Below are 20,599 nucleotides of genomic sequence, written 5' to 3' on the forward strand. Positions count from 1 at the left end.
CCGCAAGCGGGCCGCACCGACGTGGGGCTGTTCGGGCGACGTACGCGAAACCTCCCGTACGGGTGTACCTCCGACGCCTGCTCAGGGAGTGACCGGGACCGCCCCTGCCGTGATACTGGGCAAGCCAGAACCGATCGTCACCGGGCGCGAACGCCACCGGAGGTACCCCATGCGAATGCTCATCAACGTGCCGGAGACCGTGGTGCCGGACGCCCTGCGCGGCATGGCCGCCGCCCACCCCGACCTGTCCGTGGACGTCGAGAACCGGGTGGTGGTACGGCGCGACGCGCCCGTCACCGACAAGGTCGGCCTCGTCTCCGGCGGCGGCTCGGGGCACGAGCCGCTGCACGGCGGCTTCGTCGGCCGCGGGATGCTGGACGCCGCGTGCGCCGGCGAGATCTTCACCTCGCCCGTGCCGGACCAGATGACGCGCGCCGCGGCGGCCGTGGACGCCGGCCGGGGCGTGCTGTTCATCGTCAAGAACTACACCGGCGACGTGCTGAACTTCGACATGGCCGCCGACCTCGCCCAGGACGAGGGCATCCAGGTCGCCAAGGTGCTCGTGGACGACGACGTGGCCGTGACCGACAGCCTCTACACCGCGGGCCGCCGCGGCGTCGGCGCGACGCTCTTCGTCGAGAAGATCGCCGGGGCCGCCGCCGAGGAGGGCGCGCCGCTGGAGCGGGTGGAGGCGCTGGCCCGCAAGGTCGTGGAGTCCTCGCGCAGCTTCGGCGTCGCGCTGAGCGCCTGTACGACGCCGGCCAAGGGCAGCCCCACGTTCGACCTGCCGGACGGCGAACTGGAGCTGGGCATCGGCATCCACGGCGAACCGGGACGCGAGCGGCGGCCGATGATGACGTCACACGAGATCGCCGACGTGTCGGTGGACGCGGTGCTGGAGGACCTGCGGCCGACGGGCCCGGTGCTGGCACTCGTCAACGGCATGGGCGCCACCCCGCTGATCGAGCTGTACGGCTTCAACGCCGAGGTGCAGCGGGTGCTGACGGAGCGGGGGGTGTCGGTGGCCCGTACGCTCGTCGGGAACTACGTGACCTCGCTGGACATGGCGGGCTGCTCGGTCACGCTGTGCCAGGCGGACGAGGAGATGCTGCGGCTGTGGGACGCGCCGGTGCGCACCCCGGGGCTGCGCTGGGGCCTCTGAGCGCGGCGGGCCCGCGGTGTCGCGGTCCCGCGAGGAGCAGGGCGCAGTACGGGCGCGGATACGGGTCCGGAAGGATCCGTGGAAGCAAGGTCCGTAGATGAAGGTTCGAGAAGGGATGGGGCACGTGCTCGACGCGGAATTCTTCCGCCGCTGGATGCTCACCACCGCGGCGGCCGTCGACCGGGAGGCCGACCGCCTCACTGAGCTGGACTCGGCGATCGGCGACGCCGACCACGGCGCCAACCTCAAGCGCGGCTTCACCGCCGTGCGCGCGGCCCTGGAGGACGGGCCGCCGCAGACGCCGGGCGCGGTTCTGGTGCTCGCCGGGCGGCAGTTGATCTCGAAGGTCGGCGGCGCCTCGGGACCGCTGTACGGCACGCTGCTGCGCGGCACCGGCAAGGCACTCGGCGACGACGCCGAGGTCACCGACGCGGCGCTGCACGCGGCGCTGGACGAGGGCGTGGGCGCGGTCGCCAAGCTCGGCGGCGCGGCGCCCGGCGACAAGACGATGCTCGACGCGCTGGTGCCCGCCGTGGCGGCGCTCGGCGACGGCTATGCCGCGGCGCGTGCGGCGGCGGACAAGGGCGCCGAGGACACCGTTCCGCTGCGGGCCCGCAAGGGCCGGGCCTCCTACCTCGGCGAGCGCAGCGTCGGGCACCAGGACCCGGGCGCCACGTCGTCGGCGCTGCTGGTCGGCGCGCTGGCCGAGACGGCGGAGGCGGTGTCCGGTGGCTGACGGCCCGCTGGTCGGCGTCGTGCTGGTCTCGCACAGCTCCGCCGTCGCCGAGTCCGTGGCCCGGATGGCGGTCGCGCTGGCGGGCGTGGACACGGTGGCCGTCGAGCACGCGGGCGGCACGGCGGACGGCGGCTTCGGCACGGACGCGGACCGCATCGCGGCGGCGGCGCGCACGGCGGACCGGGGCGCGGGCGTGGGGCTGCTGGTGGACCTGGGCAGCGCGGTGCTGACGGTCAAGTCGCTGGTGGAGGACGAGGAGCTGCCGGCGGGGGCGCGGCTGCTGGACGCGCCGTTCGTGGAGGGCGCGGTGGCGGCGGTCGTCACGGCGTCGACGGGGGCCGATCTGGACGCGGTGGAGGCGGCGGCGCAGGAGGCGTACGGCTACCGCAAGCGGTGAGCGGGGCGGCGGGGGCGCTCGGGGTCTCCGGGGGTTCTGGGGCTTCCGGGGTGCTTCCTGGGACGCCTGGGGCGGGCGGGATGCCCGGGGTGTCCGCGGTGTCCGGGGCGGGAGCGGATCCGGGGGCGATCTCGGCGGCCGCGTTCCGGGTGCAGGTGTGTTCGGCGGGGAAACAGTCGGGGATACGGGCGGCGGCGCGCGCAGGCGCCGCCGGACACGAAGGGGCGGGACGACCGTGAAGATAGCCGTGTTCGGCGCGGGCAGCATCGGCTGCCATCTGGGCGGCATGCTGGCGGAGGTGGCCGACGTGACCTTAGTCGGCCGGCCGGCGGCGATGGACGCACTGCGCTCCCGCGGCCTGCTGCTGACCGGCGGCGGCCGGGCGGAGCGCCGGGTCGCGCCGGCCGACGTACGCCTGGCGACCGGGGCGCAGGCCGCCGCCGGGGCCGACTACGTCCTGGTCACCGTGAAGTCCGCGGCCACCGCGCAGGCCGCCCGCGAGCTGGCCGGGCACCTGGCCCCCGGCGCGGCCGTCGTCAGCTTCCAGAACGGGCTGCGCAACCCCGCGCTGCTGCGCGAGGAGCTGCCGGGGCGGACGGTGCTCGCGGGGATGGTCCCGTACAACGTGGTGCAGGCCGCGCCCGGGGTGTACCACCAGGGCACCGCGGGCGTGCTGATGGTCGACGGGGGCGAGCGCTCGGCCCCGCTGGTGGCGGCGATGGCGCAGGCCGGGCTAGAGGTCGAACAGCGCGACGACATGCCCGAGGTGCAGCACGCGAAGCTGCTGATGAACCTCAACAACGCGATCAACGCACTGTCCGGGCTGCCGCTGCGGGAGCAGCTCGGCCAGCGCGCCTACCGCGCGTGCCTGGCGCTGTGCCAGCGCGAGGCGCTGGCCGCCTTCCGCGCGGCGAACCTGGCCCCCGCGCGCCTCGGCCCGGTGCCGCCCGGCATCACGCCGCTGGTCCTGCGGCTGCCCGACCGGCTCTTCCGCCGCCTGGCGGCGGCGACGCTGCGCGTGGACGCGCAGGCCCGCTCCTCGATGTGGGACGACCTCCAGCGCGGCCGGCAGACGGAGATCGACACGCTCCAGGGCGAGGTGACGGTGCTGGCGGCGCGCCACGGGCTGCGGGCACCGGCGAACGCGCGGCTGGCGGAGCTGGTCGTGGAGGCGGAGTCCCGGGGCGCGGGCGAGGCGCGGCGCTGGAGCGGCGCGGAGCTGCTGGCGGAGCTGACGGCGGCGTCGGAGGGCGCGGGCGGCGCGGGACGCGGCTGAGGGGACGCGGCAAAGGGGGCGGCGGGGGCGCGTCGGGCGGTTCCCCGCGGGGCGCGGGGACGCATGCCCGGTGGTGCGGGCGCGCGGCGCGGCTCATGGGCTCGTACGGGGCGCACCGACGCCCGGCGTGCGGGCCCCGGCCGCGCTCCGCGCGCCCGCGCTACCCGACCGGCGCCGCCGCCTCGGCGAACCACGTCGGGCCGTCCGACAGCGCCAGCCGGATCCGGTGCCGCGCGAACTCCTCCAGCTCATCCGGCAGGTCGTCCGGCTCGAACCAGCCGACCTCCAGCCCTTCGTCGTCGTTGACCCGCGCCTCGCCGCCCGTCGCCCGGCAGCGCAGCGTGATGTCCATGAACTGGCACCTGTCCCCGTTCGGGTACCGGACCGGGTCCAGCCCCTCGACCATCACGACCCGCTCGGCCGTGCAGACGACCCCGGCCTCCTCGTACACCTCGCGGACCGCGGTCTGCGCGGGCTGCTCGCCGGGCTCCGGGATGCCGCCGATGATCGACCAGCGCCCGGTGTCGGCGCGCCGGTGGAGCAGCACCCGGCCGTCGTCGACCACGACGGCGCTGATGCCGGGGAGGAAGAGCAGTTGCTGGCCGGCGGTCGCGCGCAGCTCGCGGATGAAGTCGGGTGTCGCCATGGCCGTAAGCGTAAACGGGGGCGGCGGGCCGCCGGAGAACGCGGTGTGACTGGCGGGCTACGCCTCGGCGGTGCCGTTGCCGAGGGGGTGGCGCAGGCGGTCGCGGATGGCGCGTACCGCCTCTTCGGCGTTGTCGACGGTGATCGTGAAGTCGTGGTCGTTCACGAGCCGCAGCACCACGCCCTCGCCGCGGCGGACCACCACCGCGGTGCCCTTGCCGGGGCGCCAGCGGTAGCCCCAGCCGCCCCAGTGACGGGGGGTGACGCGGGGTTCGAAGTCGGCGGCGAGCACCTGGGTCAGGAGGATGCGGCGGCGCGGCAGCCCGAAGTGGCCGCAGCGGATCTCCAGGGCGTGGTCGTCGACGCTCACGGCCACGTGCACGAAGGCCAGGGTGCCGGCGAGCACGAGCAGGCCGGCGGCGATGCAGCCGACGACGGACATGACCAGCGGGGCGAGCCCACCGGTCCACGGGGCGGCTACGGCCAGCTCGATGCCGAGGGCCATGCAGGCAGCGCCGATCAGGGCGAGCAGCCACTGCACACGGTTCGTGGCCCGCCCGGTCCACACACGGGGGCGGTCGTCCTTCATGTCACCGAGAGTACGCCAGCCGGGCGGAGGCGGCAGTCCCCCGGCGGCTATCCGGGTACGGCCCCGGAGCGGGCCGGGGCGCTGACCAGCAGATTCCCCTCCGCGTAGCCCAGGGCGGCGGGGGGCAGGGCGCCGGGGCGGCCGCTCAGGAGAACGGTGAGGCCGCCGGGAGGGGCCGCGGCGGGGTCAGGGGCGGGAGCGGCGGCGGCGCCGATGCGGCGCAGGGCCTGCCCGGCGACGGCACCGGCGGAGCCGTACAGCGCGGGCGGCGGGGCGCCGGGCCGCCGGACGGCGGCGCGGATGCGCTCGCCGACCAGCTCGTAGTGGGTGCAGCCGAGGACGACAGCGGTGACGTCGCGGGGGGTGCGGGCGGCGGCCACGGCGATGGCGGCATCGACGGCGGCCTCGTCGCCGTGCTCGACGGCGTCGGCGAGGCCGGGACAGGGCACCTCGGTGGCCGCGACGCCGCCGGCGAAGTCGCGGATCAGCCGGCGCTGGTAGTCGCTGCCGGTGGTGGCGGGCGTCGCCCAGACGGCCAGCGCCCCGCCGCCGGCCGCGGCGGGCTTCACGGCGGGCACGGTGCCGACGACGGGCACCGCGGGCTCCAGCTCCGCGCGCAGCGCGGGCAGGGCGTGTACGGAGGCGGTGTTGCAGGCGACGATGAGCGCGTCCGGCTCGTACGCGACGGCCGCCCGCGCACAGGCGAGCACCCGCGCGCCCAGATCCGCGGGCTCCCGCGGCCCCCAGGGCATGCCGTCGGGGTCGGAGGACAGCACCAGCTCGGCATCGGGCCGCAACCGCCGCACGGCGGCGGCGGCGGGCAGAAGCCCGAGCCCGGAATCCACAAGCGCGATCTTCACGCCGGCCACTTTACCCGCGGCCCGGGGGCGGGATGCGCGGCGTCCGGGGGCGGGGAGCGGAGTGGGGGCAAGCGAGGCGGGACGGTGGCGTACGGATCCGGGCGGGCGCGGACCTACGGGACTCCCCGCCTCCGTTCTCCGCCGACCCGCCCCCGTGGTACTCGCCCCGGCGGGGGTCGCGCGGGAGACTCGGGGGGTGACTCTCCTGTCGTGGATCGCCGTGTTGTCCCTTCTCGCCTGGGGCTGGCTGCTGCTCGGGCAGGGGCTTTTCTGGCGGACCGACGTGCGGTTGCCCGCGCGGATTCCGCCCGGGCGGTGGCCCGTCGTGGGGGTGGTGGTGCCGGCGCGGGACGAGGCCGCGGTGTTGCCCGCGAGCCTGCCTTCCCTGCTGGCTCAGGCGTATCCGGGGCAGGCGCAGGTGTTCCTCGTCGACGACGGCAGCACCGACGGCACCGCCGAGACCGCCCGTAGGCTCGCCGAAGAGGCCGGGGACGGCGCTCTGCCCCTCACCGTCTCCTCCCCCGGTGAGCCCCCGCCCGGGTGGACCGGGAAGCTCTGGGCGCTGGGGCACGGGATCGAGCAGGCGCAGGCCGCGGGCGCCGAGTATCTGCTGCTCACCGACGCCGACATCGCCCACCGGCCCGAGAGCCTGCGCGAGTTGGTCGCCGCCGCCGAGGCCGGGGGGTACGACCTCGTCTCGCAGATGGCCCGGCTGCGTACCGCCACCGGCTGGGAGCGGCTCGTCGTGCCGGCGTTCGTCTACTTCTTCGCCCAGCTCTACCCGTTCCGCTGGGTCAACCGCGCCGGCGGCAGGACCGCCGCCGCGGCCGGCGGCTGCGTGCTGCTCAAGTCGGACGCCGCCCACCGGGCGCGGATCCCCGAGTCGGTGCGCGGGGCGCTCATCGACGACGTGTCCGTGGCGCGGGAGGTCAAGCGCACCGGGGGGCGGATCTGGCTGGGGCTCGCCGAGCGGGTCGACAGCGTGCGTCCGTACCCGCGGCTGGCGGAGCTGTGGCGGATGGTCTCGCGCAGCGCGTACGCCCAACTGCGCCACAGCCCGCTGCTGCTGGCCGCCACGGTGGTCGGCCTCGCGCTCGTGTACCTGGTGCCGCCGCTGGCGCTCGCCGCCGGGCTCGTCGGCGGCTCAGCCGGGGCGGCCGTCGCGGGGACGCTCGCGTGGGCGGTGATGGCGGGGACGTATCTGCCCGTGCTGCGGTATTACGGACAGCCGCCGTGGACAGCCGCGTTGCTGCCGTTCACCGCCGGGCTGTATCTGCTCATGACGGTGGATTCGGCCGTACGGCACCACCGCGGGAAGGGCGCCGCCTGGAAGGGCCGAACGTACGCGTGACCTACGCGCGAGTAGGTCAACTCCCCCCGTCCACCTGGTCTTTACAGAATCTCAACACGTCAAGAAGCCCGAATTACCCTTATTGACGCGCATTGATAAGGGTCGGTCACTTCGAACCCGCAAAACAACCCTCTTATCGGTCTCCCCAACGACCACATCGTGGGCTTAACTTATGCGGTATGACCTCCCCCCGCCCGTACGGCGGCGGCTACTATGCCGCGCCGGCCTTCCCGGACACCCCGATCTACGACAGTTTGGTCGAAGAGCGGGGTACCCCCCAGATCGCCCCGATCCGGGTCCCCTCGTACGACGCCGGCCACCACCTGCCGGCCCTGCCCGCGCCCCGCGCCGCCCTGCCGCCCGCCCCGGTACCGGCCCCGGCCCCGGCCCCGGCGCCGTACCCGCACACCATGCACAGCGCACAGCCGCCGGTGTACGGCCACCAGCACACCCCGCAGCCGGCTCCGCCGCAGACCTTCGTCCCGCAGCAGGCGCAACCGCCGCGCTGGGACCAGGGGTACGAGCAGCAGCGGCCCCAGCCGCAACCGCCGCGCCCGCAGCCGCAGTCCGCGCCCCCGCCGGGGTACGAGGCCATGCGCCCCGTCGCCCCGCGGCCCGCGCCGCCGCAGCAGGCGCAGCCCGCCCGGCCGGCGTCCCCGCAGACGTACGCGGATCAGTACGCCCGCCCGTACTACCAGGACGGACAGCGCTACTGAGCACGGGCCGGTCCTGAACAGTGGCCGGCCGACCTCTCCGCGCGCGCTACGGTGGTGCCTCAGCCAAGCCGACGCACGAGGTGGGGGCAGAGCAGGACATGGCACAGGGCTCCGTCCAGGTCACGCACACCGGCTCCGCGCGAGCCGGGCGATGGCGCCGGCGCACCGGGGAGTACGGGTCGCTCGCCGCGGCTCTTGAGGCGGCGGCCGACGGCGACGTGCTGTCGCTGGCCCCGGGCACGTACCGGGAAAACGTCGTGCTGGAGCGGGCGGTGACGCTGCGCGGCCCGGGCGGCGCGGTCGGCTCCGTGCGCATCGCGCCGGCCGACGGCGTGGCGCTGACGGTCCGGGCGTCCGCGGTGGTCGAGGGACTGCACGTCGAGGGGGAAGACGCGGCGGTCCCGGCCGTGCTCGTGGAGGCGGGCCGGCCGGAGCTGACCGGGCTGCGGGTGGTCACCCGCTCCGCGGCGGGCATAGAGGTCCGCGGCGACGCCCGGCCGACGGTCCGCCGCTGCGCCGTGGACAACCCGGCGGGTACGGGGGTCACGTTCGCCGACGGGTCCGGCGGCGCGCTGGAGGGCTGCGAGGTGCTGGCCGCCGGGCGCAGCGGCGTCGCGGTGCGCGGCGGTTCGAGCGCGCACCTGTCGCAGTGCCGCATCCACCACGCGGGGGGTGCCGGGCTGCTGCTGACCGGCGAGGGCAGCACGGTCGAGGCGGTGGGCTGCGAGGTCTACGAGATCAAGGGCGCCGGCGTGCAGTTGACGTCCCGCGCCTCCGGGGAGCTGACGGACTGCACGGTCCACCGCACCTCGGGCGACGGCATCTCGCTCGACACCGAGGCCGTCCTCAAGCTGACGGACTGCGAGGTCCACGACGTCCCGGAGAACGCCGTGGACCTGCGCTCGCGCGCGCAGGCGCGGCTGGCGCGGGTGACCGTGCGCCGGTTCGGGCGCAACGGCCTCTCGGTGTGGGACGCGGGCACGCGCGCCGAGGCGGCGCAGTGCGAGATCCACGACAGCACCGGCGACTATCCCGCGGTGTGGGTGAGCGACGGCGCCGCCGCGGCGTTCACCTCCTGCCGGGTGCACGACGTGCCCGACGCGCTCGTCGTCCTCGACCGCGGCTCGGTGGTCGAGGCGAGCGACACCGACCTCGCGCAGGTGCGCGGCACGGCGGTGTCGGTGAGCGACGGCGCCACGGTCGCGCTGGAGCAGTGCCGGATCCGGGACGCGGCGACCGGCGCGTGGTTCCGCGACCACGGCAGCGGCGGCACGGTGCGGGACACCACCGTCGACTCCGTCGCCTCGGGGATCATCGTCACCAAGGGCGCCGACCCCGCGGTGGAGGGCTGCACGATCACCTCGCCCACCGAGGCCGGGGTGTTCGTCTCGGCCGCCGGGCGCGGCTCGTTCACCGGCTGCCGCGTCACCGGCAGTCTCGGCTACGGCTTCCACGTCATCGACGGCTGCCGTACGGCCCTGACCCGCTGCCGTACGGAGCGCTGCGCGCGCGGCGGCTACGAGTTCGCGGACGCGGGCCCGGCCGCCCCCGAGGGCTCCGGCGGCGGCCCCGTGGTGGAGGACTGCACGAGCGACGAGAGCGCGGAGACGGCGAGCGCCCGTCCCACCGTGCCCGCGGCGCGCTCCGAGCCCGAACCGGACGGCCTGCTCGGCGCGTTCGCCGCGCAGCAGGCGGGTGCGGCGGGCGGCGCGCGGCCGGCGGCGGAGGCGCAGGCCGAGGCCCGGCCCGCCCGGGAGGTGCTGGCGGAGCTGGACGCGCTGGTCGGGCTGGAGAACGTCAAGCGCGAGGTGCGGGCGCTGACCGACATGATCGAGGTCGGCCGGCGGCGCCGGCAGGCGGGCCTGAAGGCCGCCTCGGTCCGCCGCCACCTGGTCTTCACCGGCTCCCCGGGCACCGGCAAGACGACGGTGGCGCGGATGTACGGCGAGATCCTGTCCTCGCTGGGGGTGCTGGAGCGCGGGCACCTGGTGGAGGTCTCGCGGGTGGACCTGGTCGGCGAGCACATCGGCTCGACGGCGATCCGCACCCAGCAGGCGTTCGAACGGGCCCACGGCGGCGTGCTGTTCATCGACGAGGCGTACGCGCTGGCGCCCGAGGACTCCGGCCGCGACTTCGGCCGCGAGGCCATCGACACGCTGGTGAAGCTGATGGAGGACCACCGCGAGTCGGTGGTGGTGATCGCCGCCGGCTACACCACGGAGATGGAGCGGTTCCTCGCCGTCAACCCCGGCGTGGCGTCGCGCTTCTCGCGCACCATCACCTTCGGCGACTACACCGCGGAGGAACTGCTGCGCATAGTCACGCAGCAGGCCGAGGAGCACGAGTACCGGCTCGGCGACGGCACGGACGAGGCGCTGCTGAAGTACTTCACCGTGATCCCCAAGGGCGCCGGCTTCGGCAACGGCCGCACCGCGCGGCAGACGTTCGAGGCGATGGTGGAGCGGCACGCCGGCCGTGTCGCCCAGCTTCCGGACCCCACGACCGACGAGCTGACGCTGCTCTACGCGGACGACATCCCGGTACTGCCCTGAGCCGCCGCGCCGTCCGCGCTCTCCGCGTCCGGCTCCCCCGCGGGCCGCGGCACCTGCCGCGGCCACTCCTCCGCGGGCGCCGCGGGCGCGACGGAGATACGGGCGAGCAGGTCGGCGCGTTCGTCGGCGAACGCCGGGTCGGCCTGGTAGTCGGAGTGCGCGTTGATCGCGGCGGGCAGCGGGTGTTCGGGCGTGCGCTCGAAGGCCAGCGGGTCCTTCAGCGGCCTGCGGTCGACGTCGCTGGGCCGCCCGTCGGGAGCCGTGGGCCGCACGGGTCCGCCGATGGGGTCGGTCAGCCGCCACAGGTTCTTCCAGGCGTGCGTCTGGTCGTCGAGTCCGGCCAGCGCCCGGTCGCCGAAGTACGCCGGGAACCAGCGCCCGTAGAGCCGGCGCAGCGGTGATCCGTACGTCAGCAGCGCGACCCGGCCGCGGATGTCCGGGTCGAGCTGCCAGACCGCGGCGGCGGCGAGCACGCTGCCCTGGGAGTGCCCGGAGATGACCAGGCAGCCGCCGGTGCGCGTGGTCCAGGTGCTGGTCCGCCAGGCGAGGTCGGGCACGGCGCGCTCGGCGTAGCAGGGCGGCGCGAAGGGGTGGGCGGCGCGCGGCCAGAAGGTGCCGACGTCCCACAGGATTCCGACCGTACGGCGCGACTTGGGGTCCCGGTACGCCTGCCGGCCCATGGCCAGCAGCAGGATGACCCCGGCGCCCATCATCCAGGAGCCGAGCGCCTGCCCGGTCTGCGCCAGCCCGGGCAGCGGGCCGGGGGCGCCGTCGGCGGCCTTGCCGGGGACCTCGCCGGTCAGCCAGGCGCCGAGTACGGCGCCCGCGCCGAGGACCAGGGTGGCCAGCGCGGCGGCTCCGATCGCGGGCGGGGCGTCGTCGGTGAGCCGGGCGCGGGCGATGGCGCCGGCGATACGGCCGGTGCGCGGGTCGTTGTCGTCGGTGTAGCGGTGCTCGGTCGGGTAGAGCCCGGCGACCTCGGTGGCCAGCCGGCGGCGCAGCACCCACATCCGCCAGGCGCCGGCCAGCGCCAGCAGCAGCACGAGCAGCGCGACCAGCGGTATCACCGTGGCCTGCCAGGACAGCACCACGGGCGGCCCGGCGAGCGGGCCGTTCTCGCCGGGGGTGGCGCCGCGGTCCAGCCAGTCGGCGACGCGCTGGGCGACGCCGCCGGAGAAGACCCCGGCCACGGCGGCGGCCAGCATCGCCACGCACGCGCCGCCCAGGCCGCGCAGGGCGGGCGGCTCGCCGGTGGCGCGCCGCTGGAGGAGCCGGCCGGTGACCGCGAGCCCGGCGGCGAGCACCCCCTGGGCCACGGCCAGGCCGCCGAAGACCGACGTGCCGGGCAGCCGGCCGGTGGAGACCCAGTCGGGCCGGGACCAGGAGGTGTGCACGAGCACGGCCGCCAGCAGCGCGAGCGCGGCGAGGGGCAGGGCCCGTACGGCGCGGCGGTCCTCGCCCATGTCCGGCTCCGCCTCCGTACGGCCCGAGCGCCACACGAGGGCGAGGACGGCGGCCCAGCCGGCGGCGATCAGGGCGGCCAGCGCCCAGCCGGCGGCCCGCAGCCCGCCGCCGGTGTCGTCGTCGGCCGCGGCGGTGACGGCGACGAGCGCGGAGGCGACGGCGAGCAGCCCGGTGGCGGTGTGCGCCGCCCGCAGCCGGGCCACCAGCCGGCGCCCGTACCAGAAGCCGGGCAGGGACAGCGCGGGCTGCTCTTCGGCGGAGCCGGGCGCGGTGGCGCGCGGCGAGGGCTTGGCCGACTCGTAGATGCTCCAGGTGCGCCGCGAGAGCCACCACAGCAGCGCCGTCAGGAGTACGGGCACCAGCGCGCCCAGCGCGAGCCGCCGGCCGGGGGCGCCGAACCAGCCGCCGGAGTCGGCGGACATGAAGCCGAGCCACGACTTGTCGGCGACGCAGTGGGCGCTGCCCGCGCACTGCCAGGCCAGCAGGTCGAGCGTCACCTCCCCGGCGGCCAGCACGAGCTGCACGGTGAGCGTGAGCGCGAAGATCCGCACCAGCACGTCGTACGCCCGGTGCGCGCGGTGCCGCGCCGGGGCGGCGGGGCGCATCCAGTGCACGAGGTTGGCGATCATGAACGGGAGCAGCACCAGCCACAGCGCGCGGGCGCCGTTGCCGGAGGTCAGGTTCGACCAGCAGTACGCCTCCTGCACCGGCTCCGTACGGGATCCGCCGCCTTCGCCGCGCCGCTCCCCCGCCGCCTCCTCGGCCCGCACGTCGTCCGTGCGGCGGTGGATGCCGGCCGTGCCGTCGCCGGTGACCAGCTCCGTGCGCGGGTCCCCCAGCATCTCCTGCGGGGTGGCCCCGCCCACGCCGTGGACGAGCAGTTCCAGCGCCGGCTGCGGTGCCGTGCTCTCCACGTCGCCCCCGCCGGCCGATCCGCCCGTCCTGCCCGGCGGTGTGCGCCCCTTGGCGCTCAGCCCTTCCGGCTGCATGACCCTCGCCCCCCGTGCCGTCCCGCGTCAGTGCCGTGCACCAGCATCCCGGGATCGGCAGCCCGGTGCAGCGTCCCCCGCGCGAGGCGAAGCAGAATCGTGACGCGGGAGTCCCCTCTGTGGGTGAACACCCGCGGCCACGTGTCGTACCCGCATGGGAAGATGAGCCGGACAAGCGACCCCGGGACGAGAGGGCGGACGGCGTGAGCGACAACCAGAACCTGCTCGCGGAGCAGCGCCGGGCCCTCATCCTGGACGAGGTCCGGCGCCGCGGCGGGGTGCGGGTGAACGAGCTGACGCGCCGGCTGAACGTCTCGGACATGACCATCAGGCGCGATCTCGACGCGCTCGCGCGCCAGGGGGTCGTGGAGAAGGTGCACGGCGGCGCGGTGCCGCTGGCCGAGGCGAGCACGCACGAGCCGGGCTTCGAGGCCAAGTCCTCCCGGGAGACGGGCGCGAAGGAGGAGATCGCCCGCGCGGCGGCGCAGATGGTGGCGCCGGGCGCGGCCATCGCGCTCTCCGGCGGGACGACGACGTTCGCGCTGGCGCGGCATCTGGTGGAGGTGCCCGACCTGACGGTCGTCACCAACTCGGTGCGCGTCGCCGACGTGTTCTACGCGGCGCAGCAGCCGGGGGCGCGCGGCGCGACGGTGGTGCTGACCGGCGGGGTGCGGACGCCGTCGGACTCGCTGGTCGGCCCGGTGACGGACCAGGCGATCCGCACGCTCCACTTCGACGTGCTGTTCATCGGTGTGCACGGCATATCGGTGCAGGCGGGCCTCTCCACGCCGAACCTGGCGGAGGCGGAGACCAACCGGCATCTGGTGCGGGCGGCGCGGCGGGTCGTGGTGGTCGCCGACCACACCAAGTGGGGCACGGTGGGCCTGAGTTCTTTCGCCTCGCTGGACGCGGTCGACGCGCTGGTCACGGACCCGGGGGTGCGCCCGGAGACGCGCGCGGAGATGGCGGAGCACCTGCCGGAGGTCGTCGTCGCGGGCGAGCCGCAGGAGGCGGCGGAGGGCTGAGCCGCCCGTTCTCAGCAGGTCCAGCGGCCGGTGGCGAGGAAGGCGTCGAGGTGTGCGGCGTACGGGCCGATGTCGAGGCCCTGCCCGGCGAGCCAGTCGTCGGAGTAGTACTTGTCGAGGTAGCGGTCGCCCGGGTCGCAGATCAGCGTGACGACGCTGCCTTCCCGGCCCGCGGCGAGCATCTCCCCGACGAGCCGCAGCGCGCTCCACAGCCCGGTGCCGGTCGAGCCGCCCGCGCGGCGCCCGATGGCCCGCTCCAGGGCGCGTACCGCAGCGATGGTGGCCGCGTCGGGGACCTTCATCATCCGGTCGATGGCCGCGGGCAGGAAGCTGGGCTCCATGCGGGGCCGGCCGATGCCCTCGATACGTGAGCCGCTGTCGACGGTGACGCCGGTGTCGCCGCTCTCCCAGCCGGCGAAGAAGCAGGAGTTCTCCGGGTCGGCGACGCAGACGCGGGTGTCGTACTGGAGGTAGCGCACGTAGCGGGCGATGGTGGCCGAGGTGCCGCCGGTGCCCGCGGTGGCGACGATCCAGGCGGGTTCGGGGAAGCGCTCCAGGCGGAGCTGGTGGTAGATCGACTCGGCGATGTTGTTGTTGCCGCGCCAGTCCGTCGCCCGCTCGGCGTAGGTGAACTGGTCCATGTAGTGGCCGCCGGTCTCCCCGGCGAGCCGGGCGGACACCTCGTACACCGTCCGCGGGTCGTCCACCAGGTGGCAGGTGCCGCCGTGGAACTCGATGAGGCGGGTCTTCTCCCGGCTGGTGGTGCGCGGCATCACGGCGATGAAGGGCACGCCGATCAGGTCGGCGAAGTACGCCTCGGAGACGGCGGTGGAGCCGGAGGACGCCTCGATGACGGGCTTCCCGCGGCGGATCCAGCCGTTGCACAGCCCGTAGAGGAACAGCGAGCGCGCGAGGCGGTGCTTGAGGCTGCCGGTGGGGTGGGTGGACTCGTCCTTGAGGTACAGGTCGATGCCCCAGCGCTCGGGCAGCGGGAAACGGAGCAGGTGGGTGTCCGCGGTGCGGTTGGCGTCCGCCTGCACCTTGCGGACGGCCTCCTTCAGCCAGGCGCGCGCTGCGGGGTCGCTCCGGTCGACGTCAAGGGTGGGGCTGGTGGGGAGGGCGCCGCCGGGCGCGGCGGGCGGGGGCTGTGCGCTGGCGGTCACACCCTGATCATATGCGGGGGCTCTGGCCACCCCGGCCGGTCGTGGGCACACTGGCAGGAGTGCTGGTACCACCCGCGCACGCGGGTCGTACCGCCCATGCGCGCTTCATCGCTCCAGGGGGAGCGCTGTGGGGGAGCCGAGGAGGGTCGGCGTGGCGGAGACGGAGTACACGGCTCGCGGGGTACGGATCGGGCGCTGGTTGCGCTCACTGACCCGGGCGGGGCAGGTGCATATCAAGGACGGGCGGCTGGAGTTGCTCACCAGCTACGGCACCCAGATCGACAGCGCCCCGGTGCAGGAGGTGCGTGCGGGCCGGCCGTGGTTCGGCCGGGGCGACCGGGCACTGGCGTCGGTCAACGGCAGGCAGTACGTCCTGACGCTGGCCGGCGAACGGGACGCGGGCAAGGAGTCCGGCACGAAGGCGGCCGGCCGCTTCCTCGAAGCGGTCCACGCCGCGCGCGTCCGCGCGGGCGGCGCGGCGGACTTCGGCTGACGCTCACGCCCTGCAAGGCGCCGGATACGGGGGATGTGCGGCGGGTCGGGTGACCTCGTCGCGTTCCGCACCACGGCGGGCCTCGGCGTGCCCGCCCGCGGCCGGAGCGCGCGGTGGCCCGTCCGCTCCCCCGGGAGCGGGCGGGCCACCGACGGGCGCGGACCGCGGGTCACTCCGTGGCGATCGCGCCCAGGACGTCCAGCTTCGCCGCCCGGCGGGACGGGCGCCAGGCCGCCAGGGCACCCGCCGTGAGGCCGACCAGGGCCACGATCGCCAGTTGCACCGGCGGCACGGTGAAGACCCCGTCGCCGGAGGAGTCCGTGGCCTTCGTCATGGCCCAGCCGAGGAACGCGCCGAGCGTCAGCCCGCCCGCCGTGCCGAAGGCGGCGACGAGCACCGACTCCCAGCGGACCATGGCGCGAAGCTGCGCCCGGGTCTGGCCGACCGCGCGCAGCAGGCCCAGCTCGCGGGTCCGCTCGTGCACGGCGAGGGTCAGGGTGTTGGCGATGCCCAGCAGCGCGATGAGCACGGCGAGCGCCAGCAGCGCGTACACCAGCGTCAGCATCATGTCGACGCCCGCCGCCGAGGACTCGGCGAACTCGTCCCGCGTCTGCACCTCCGGGTTGCCGTAGCGCCCGGCGACGGTCTCGACCGCCGCCTTGCCGTCCGCCTCGGACACGCCGTCCTTGAAGGCGACCGCGACCAGCGAGTCGGAGTCCTGTATCCGGTGCGGCTCCCACGCCTCGCGGGTGAGGACGTAGTCCCCGGCCAGGTCCGCCTGGTCGTAGACGGCCCGTACGGTGAAGGGCCGCTTCTCGCCGTCGGTGAAGGTGAAGTTCGCGGTGCTGCCGACCTTCCAGCCGTGGTCGTCGGCCTCGCTCCTGGAGACCGCGACCCCGTCCGCGCCCAGGCCCGTCAGGCTGCCCCGGACCGTACCCAGGTCCAGCACGTCGCCCATCCGCCCGGGATCGGTGACGGTCAGCGCCCGCCCGCCCCCCTGGCCTTCGCCCTGGGCGCTACCCCCGTCGTCGACCCGGGCCACGCCGGTGCCGAGGCCGAGCGCGTGCTCCACCTCCGGCAGCTTCGCGACCGCCGGGGCGACCTTGGGGCTCAGCGCGCCGCTCTCCGGCCCGAAGGCCGGCACCCGCACCGCCACGTCGCCGGCGAAGGCGCGCGAGACGGTCTGGTCCATCGTGGACTTCAGCGAGGCGCCGAAGACGGTGAAGAGCGACACCACGGCGACGCCGATCATCAGCGCGGTCGCGGTGGCCGCGGTGCGCTTGGGGCTGCGCAGCGCGTTGCGGCGGGCCAGGCGGCCGTTCATGCGGCGCAGCGGGGCGCCGAGGATCCGTACGGCGTACGCGGACGCCACCGGGCCCAGCACCACGAACGCGGCGAGCGTGACCACCGCGCCGGCGACCGTGAGCATCACCGACGGGTCGGAGGAGGCTCCGCCGGGCACAGCGCCGTACACCGTCAGCGCGGCGCCCGCGGCGATGAGCACGCCGCCGACGAGGGCGCGTACCCGGGAGGAGCCCGAGTCGTCCACGGTGGTCTCGCGCAGCGCCGCCAGCGGCGAGGTGCGGCCGGCGCGGACGGCGGGCGCCAGCGCGGAGGCCAGACACACCAGGACGCCGGTGGCGAAGGGCAGGGCGAGCGACAGCCCGCTGATCACCATGTCGCCCTCGGGGAACGGGAAGCCGACCGCCGGGAACAGCGCGCCCAGCCCGGCCGCGATCCCCACGCCGCCGGCGAGGCCGGCGAGCGAGGCGAGCACGGCGACGACCAGCGCCTCGGCCATGGTCTGGCCCACGACCTGGCGCCGGGTGGCGCCGATGGCGCGCAGCAGGGCGTTGTCGCGGGTGCGCTGGGCGACGACGATCGCGAAGGTGTTGTAGATGCTGAACGTCGCGACCAGCATGGCCACGCCCGCGAAGCCGAGCAGGCCGGCGGTGAAGCCGCTGAGGAACTGGCCGGCGATCTGGTCCTGGTTCTCCTCGGTGACCTCCTGACCGGTGACGGCCTCGATGCCGTCGGGCAGCACCGGGGACAGGGACTTCACCAGCTCGCCCTGGCTCTCCCCCGGGCCGGCGCGCACCTGGATGCTGGTGGCCCGGCCGGGCTCGGCCGTCAGGTACTTCTCCGCGTCGGCCCGGGTCAGCGCCGTGAAGCTGGTCTGGCCCATGCCGTCCTCGCCGCCGAACGTGGAGATGCCCACGATCGTCACCTTCAGCGGGTCGGGGGTGCGCACGGTGGTGGTGTCGCCGACCGCCAGGCCGGCGTCCTTCGCGGCGCCCCGGTTGATCACCGCCTCACCGGACCGCTCGGGCGTACGGCCCTCGTCGATCTGGTACGAGTTCAGCTCCTTGTCGGCGATCCAGTTGCCGGCCAGGGTCGGAGGGCCCCCGCCGCCCACCGGCTCGCCGTCCTTGTCCAGGAGTTGCCCGGGGCCCTCGATACGGGGCTCGGCCGCGGCGACGCCCGGCATCTGCGCGATCTCGTCCGCCAGTTCCGTGGGGACGGTCCGGCGGGTGCCGAACGACTCGCCCGGGGTGGTGATCATGTCGTCGCCGCGCACCACCGCGTCCGTACCGCTGGTGGCGCGGCCGAACAGGGCGTCGAAGCTGGACCTGAGGGTGTCCCCCATGACGAGGGTGCCCCCGAGGAACGCGACGCCGAGGAGCACGGCGAAGAACGTGCCGGCGAACCGCCGCTTGTGCGTGCGCAGCCCGGCCATGCTCAGCCGCAGCGACGCGCGGGTGCCGCTCATGACGAACTCTTCCTCTCCACGGTGGTGTCCAGGGAACGGGCCGTACGGGGGGTCTCGCCCACGAAGCGCTGCATGCGGTCCAGCACGCGGTCCGCGGTGGGCGAGGCCATGCGGTCGACGAGCCGGCCGTCGGCGAGGAAGACGACCTCGTCGGCGTAGGCCGCCGCGACCGGGTCGTGGGTGACCATGACCACGGTGCGGCCCAGTTCGCGCACGGTGCCGGCGAGCAGGCCCAGGACCTCGGCGCCGGAGCGCGAGTCGAGGTTGCCGGTCGGCTCGTCGGCGAAGACCACGTCGGGGCGGCTCGCGAAGGCGCGGGCCACGGCGACGCGCTGCTGCTGGCCGCCGGACAGCTCGGCGGGCCGGTGGTGCAGCCGGTCGCGCAGGCCGACCACGTCGATGAGCGAGTCGATCCAGGCGGGGTCGCCGCGGCGGCCGGCGAGGTCCATGGGCAGGGTGATGTTCTCCGCGACGGTCAGCGTCGGCAGCAGGTTGAACGCCTGGAAGACGAAGCCGATCCGGTCGCGGCGCAGCATCGTCAGCCGCTTGTCGTCCAGCGTGCCCAGTTCGGTGTCGCCGATGAAGGCGGCGCCGGCGGTGAGCGTGTCGAGGCCCGCGGCGCAGTGCATCAGCGTGGACTTCCCGGACCCCGAGGGGCCCATGATGGCCGTGAACTTCCCGGCCGGGAAGGCGACGCCGACGCCGTCGAGCGCCCGGACCTCGGTGTCGCCACTGCCGTAGACCTTGACCGCGTCGACGACGCGGGCGGCCGCGCCGGTGAGCACGGGTGCGGTGCCGGTCGCGTGCGTCATGCCGCACCGCCCTTGCCCGCGGTCCGGTGGCCGAACTCCTCGTTCAGCACGGACAGCCGGCGCCAGTACTCGTCCTCGTCGATCTCGCCCGCCGCGAAGCGCCGGCCCAGCACGGCGATCGGCGACTGCTCGGCGTAGCCCGTGCCGCCGGGTCCGCGGAACCGCTGCCAGGGGGCGCCGCGGCCACGCCAGACCACGCGGCGGACGAAGAAGAACAGCCCGCCGATGACCAGCGCCCACATGAGCGGGAAGAGCAGGATCCAGGGTCCGGGTCCGCCGTCGTTCCAGTGCGCCAGGGTTTGCATCGGCCTCAACTCCTCGATGGGGTCTGTGCTGCTGACACCATCGAGACTCCCGCTCACAGGGGGTCCGGGTCGTCGTACGGCCAGCGGCACCTGGCCTGCTCCCGGCGGAGTACCCGGGCGGTCTCCGGCTGCTTCCCGCCGCCGCGCGCCGGGGGTACGCCCCGGCCCGTACGCCCGCCGCCGTCACCGTGCGTGACGTATTCACACGGGGCGCGTGCGGTGCACGTGCATATGCACCCTCCACACGCTCCCGCGCGCCGGCGCATTGGACTTGGATGGACATTGGACACGGGGCACGGACGGGACAAAGGAGCAGACCGTGGCCACCGAACCCGACACGAGTGCGGTCGTGTCCGAGCTCGCCGAGATCCGGCGCTCGCTCGATGTGGGCCAGGCCCGCATCGACGGGCGGCTCGCACTGCTGTCGCAGCGTAGTCAGCAGATGGAGCGTGAGATCGACGAGCTGACGGCACGCGTCACCTCGCTGGAGCACTCGCGCTGGCCACTGCCGTCGATCGCCGCGCTGACCGGCGCGGCGGCGATGGTACTGGCGTTATGGCAGGCCCTGGGCCGCTGAGCGGCGGCGCACGGCCACCGGCCGCCGGTCCCGCCGAGGCGGGACCGGCGGACCGGCGCGACCTGCGTGGCCTGCATGACCGATGTGACCTGTGTGACCTGCGTGACCGGGGCGGCCGGCGCGACCGGTGCGGACCGAGCGGCCGGAGCCGCCGGCCGGCCCGGGTCAGGCGCCGAGGCGCAGGTGGTGGAGCATCAGCAGCGCCGCCGCCATGTTCGCGGCGGGCACCTCCCCGCGGCCGACCATGTCGGGCACCCCCTTCAGGGGCACCCACTCGCGCCGGTCGGACTCGAAGTCGTCCTCGGGGTCGCCGATCTGCACCGCCTCGGTGGCGTAGTACATGATGTGCCGGGCATCCGTCAGGCCGTTGGACGGCTCGACGGTCATCAGGTGCGTGAGCGGGCCGGGCCGCCAGCCGGTCTCCTCCTCCATCTCGCGGGCGGCGGCGGTCTCGGGATCCTCCCCGTCCTCCACCACCCCGGCGGCCAGTTCCCATCCGTAGACGTCGGTGATGAACCGGTGCCGCCACAGCAGCAGCACCTCGTTCGCCTCGTTGACCGCGGTCGCCACGGCGACGGGTCGCAGGCGGATCAGATAGTGATCAAGGTGGCGCCCGTCCGGGAGTTCCACGTCGGCCAGGTTGACGCGGAACCATCGGTTTTCGTACACGGTGTGCTCCCTGAGATTCCTCCATCGCACGTACCATCCCCCTTGTCG

At 75.1% G+C, this 20,599-nt stretch carries 19 protein-coding genes; 10 read left to right on the plus strand and 9 right to left on the minus strand.

Annotated elements, in window-relative coordinates:
• Positions 1 to 169: 169 nt before the first annotated feature.
• The 4 genes from dhaK (at position 170) to QBL21_RS19325 (ending at position 3,571) form a co-directional block, all read left to right on the plus strand.
• Positions 170 to 1,162, plus strand: a complete 993-nt coding sequence (gene dhaK, locus QBL21_RS19310) for a dihydroxyacetone kinase subunit DhaK (RefSeq protein ID WP_407563468.1) — start codon at positions 170 to 172, stop codon at positions 1,160 to 1,162.
• A gap of 124 nt (positions 1,163 to 1,286) precedes the next feature.
• The gene (gene dhaL / locus QBL21_RS19315) at positions 1,287 to 1,898 is read left to right on the plus strand and encodes a dihydroxyacetone kinase subunit DhaL (protein WP_407566475.1); all 612 of its coding nucleotides are present in this window, start codon (positions 1,287 to 1,289) and stop codon (positions 1,896 to 1,898) included.
• Positions 1,891 to 2,295, plus strand: coding sequence for a PTS-dependent dihydroxyacetone kinase phosphotransferase subunit DhaM (locus QBL21_RS19320; protein WP_407563469.1), 405 nt, complete (start codon positions 1,891 to 1,893; stop codon positions 2,293 to 2,295). The genes dhaL and QBL21_RS19320 overlap by 8 nt, the downstream gene beginning before the upstream one ends.
• Before the next feature lie 235 nt (positions 2,296 to 2,530).
• The gene (locus tag QBL21_RS19325; RefSeq protein WP_407563470.1) at positions 2,531 to 3,571 is read left to right on the plus strand and encodes a 2-dehydropantoate 2-reductase; all 1,041 of its coding nucleotides are present in this window, start codon (positions 2,531 to 2,533) and stop codon (positions 3,569 to 3,571) included.
• A gap of 160 nt (positions 3,572 to 3,731) precedes the next feature.
• On the opposite strand, the gene QBL21_RS19330 is transcribed toward QBL21_RS19325, so the two are convergent.
• The 3 genes from QBL21_RS19330 to QBL21_RS19340 are packed head-to-tail and all read right to left on the minus strand — an operon-like array spanning position 3,732 to position 5,665.
• A complete protein-coding gene (locus tag QBL21_RS19330) occupies positions 3,732 to 4,217 on the minus strand; it encodes an NUDIX hydrolase (protein ID WP_407563471.1) in 486 nt (161 codons plus the stop codon).
• Positions 4,218 to 4,274: 57 nt separating this feature from the next.
• Complete coding sequence (locus tag QBL21_RS19335) at positions 4,275 to 4,805, minus strand: hypothetical protein (protein ID WP_407563472.1); 531 nt, start codon at positions 4,803 to 4,805, stop codon at positions 4,275 to 4,277.
• Positions 4,806 to 4,852: 47 nt separating this feature from the next.
• Positions 4,853 to 5,665, minus strand: coding sequence for a glutamate racemase (locus tag QBL21_RS19340; RefSeq protein WP_407563473.1), 813 nt, complete (start codon positions 5,663 to 5,665; stop codon positions 4,853 to 4,855).
• Between the two features lie 196 nt (positions 5,666 to 5,861).
• On the opposite strand from QBL21_RS19340, the gene QBL21_RS19345 reads away from it, so the two are divergent.
• The 3 genes from QBL21_RS19345 (at position 5,862) to QBL21_RS19355 (ending at position 10,284) form a co-directional block, all read left to right on the plus strand.
• Positions 5,862 to 7,016 carry a glycosyltransferase gene (locus QBL21_RS19345; RefSeq protein ID WP_407563474.1) on the plus strand — a complete coding sequence of 385 codons (1,155 nt, stop codon included), beginning with the start codon at positions 5,862 to 5,864 and terminating at the stop codon, positions 7,014 to 7,016.
• A 179-nt stretch (positions 7,017 to 7,195) separates the two neighbouring features.
• A complete protein-coding gene (locus QBL21_RS19350; RefSeq protein ID WP_407563475.1) occupies positions 7,196 to 7,732 on the plus strand; it encodes a DUF6643 family protein in 537 nt (178 codons plus the stop codon).
• 98 nt (positions 7,733 to 7,830) lie between these two features.
• The gene (locus QBL21_RS19355; RefSeq protein ID WP_407563476.1) at positions 7,831 to 10,284 is read left to right on the plus strand and encodes a right-handed parallel beta-helix repeat-containing protein; all 2,454 of its coding nucleotides are present in this window, start codon (positions 7,831 to 7,833) and stop codon (positions 10,282 to 10,284) included.
• Here the strand turns inward: QBL21_RS19355 and QBL21_RS19360 are convergent.
• On the minus strand, positions 10,254 to 12,737 hold the full coding sequence (locus tag QBL21_RS19360) for a hypothetical protein (protein ID WP_407563477.1): 2,484 nt from the start codon (positions 12,735 to 12,737) through the stop codon (positions 10,254 to 10,256). The genes QBL21_RS19355 and QBL21_RS19360 overlap by 31 nt on opposite strands.
• Before the next feature lie 203 nt (positions 12,738 to 12,940).
• On the opposite strand from QBL21_RS19360, the gene QBL21_RS19365 reads away from it, so the two are divergent.
• A complete protein-coding gene (locus QBL21_RS19365; RefSeq protein ID WP_407563478.1) occupies positions 12,941 to 13,762 on the plus strand; it encodes a DeoR/GlpR family DNA-binding transcription regulator in 822 nt (273 codons plus the stop codon).
• An 11-nt stretch (positions 13,763 to 13,773) separates the two neighbouring features.
• On the opposite strand, the gene QBL21_RS19370 is transcribed toward QBL21_RS19365, so the two are convergent.
• Positions 13,774 to 14,925 (minus strand): PLP-dependent cysteine synthase family protein, encoded by a 1,152-nt coding sequence (locus QBL21_RS19370; RefSeq protein ID WP_407563479.1) that lies wholly within the window; start codon positions 14,923 to 14,925, stop codon positions 13,774 to 13,776.
• A 151-nt stretch (positions 14,926 to 15,076) separates the two neighbouring features.
• On the opposite strand from QBL21_RS19370, the gene QBL21_RS19375 reads away from it, so the two are divergent.
• Entirely contained in the window at positions 15,077 to 15,418 is a 342-nt protein-coding gene (locus tag QBL21_RS19375; protein WP_407563480.1) for a hypothetical protein, read from the plus strand.
• Positions 15,419 to 15,587: 169 nt separating this feature from the next.
• Here QBL21_RS19375 and QBL21_RS19380 read toward each other — a convergent pair whose 3' ends face one another.
• Genes QBL21_RS19380 through QBL21_RS19390 form a run of 3 tightly spaced genes read right to left on the minus strand, consistent with a single transcriptional unit; the run spans position 15,588 to position 19,305 of the window.
• Positions 15,588 to 18,188 carry an ABC transporter permease gene (locus QBL21_RS19380; protein WP_407563481.1) on the minus strand — a complete coding sequence of 867 codons (2,601 nt, stop codon included), beginning with the start codon at positions 18,186 to 18,188 and terminating at the stop codon, positions 15,588 to 15,590.
• Positions 18,185 to 19,000, minus strand: a complete 816-nt coding sequence (locus QBL21_RS19385) for an ABC transporter ATP-binding protein (protein ID WP_407563482.1) — start codon at positions 18,998 to 19,000, stop codon at positions 18,185 to 18,187. The genes QBL21_RS19380 and QBL21_RS19385 overlap by 4 nt, the downstream gene beginning before the upstream one ends.
• On the minus strand, positions 18,997 to 19,305 hold the full coding sequence (locus tag QBL21_RS19390) for an SHOCT domain-containing protein (RefSeq protein WP_407563483.1): 309 nt from the start codon (positions 19,303 to 19,305) through the stop codon (positions 18,997 to 18,999). Before QBL21_RS19390 ends, QBL21_RS19385 begins: the two co-directional genes overlap by 4 nt.
• A gap of 319 nt (positions 19,306 to 19,624) precedes the next feature.
• On the opposite strand from QBL21_RS19390, the gene QBL21_RS19395 reads away from it, so the two are divergent.
• Positions 19,625 to 19,882, plus strand: coding sequence for a hypothetical protein (locus QBL21_RS19395; protein WP_018836354.1), 258 nt, complete (start codon positions 19,625 to 19,627; stop codon positions 19,880 to 19,882).
• A 165-nt stretch (positions 19,883 to 20,047) separates the two neighbouring features.
• Here the strand turns inward: QBL21_RS19395 and QBL21_RS19400 are convergent, their stop codons facing one another.
• Positions 20,048 to 20,581: an NUDIX hydrolase gene (locus tag QBL21_RS19400; protein ID WP_407563484.1), complete on the minus strand. Its 534-nt coding sequence runs from the start codon at positions 20,579 to 20,581 to the stop codon at positions 20,048 to 20,050.
• Between the last annotated feature and the right edge of the window lie 18 nt (positions 20,582 to 20,599).

It is taken from the genome of Streptomyces sp. 184 (assembly GCF_045781775.1).
Classification (GTDB): domain Bacteria; phylum Actinomycetota; class Actinomycetes; order Streptomycetales; family Streptomycetaceae; genus Streptomyces.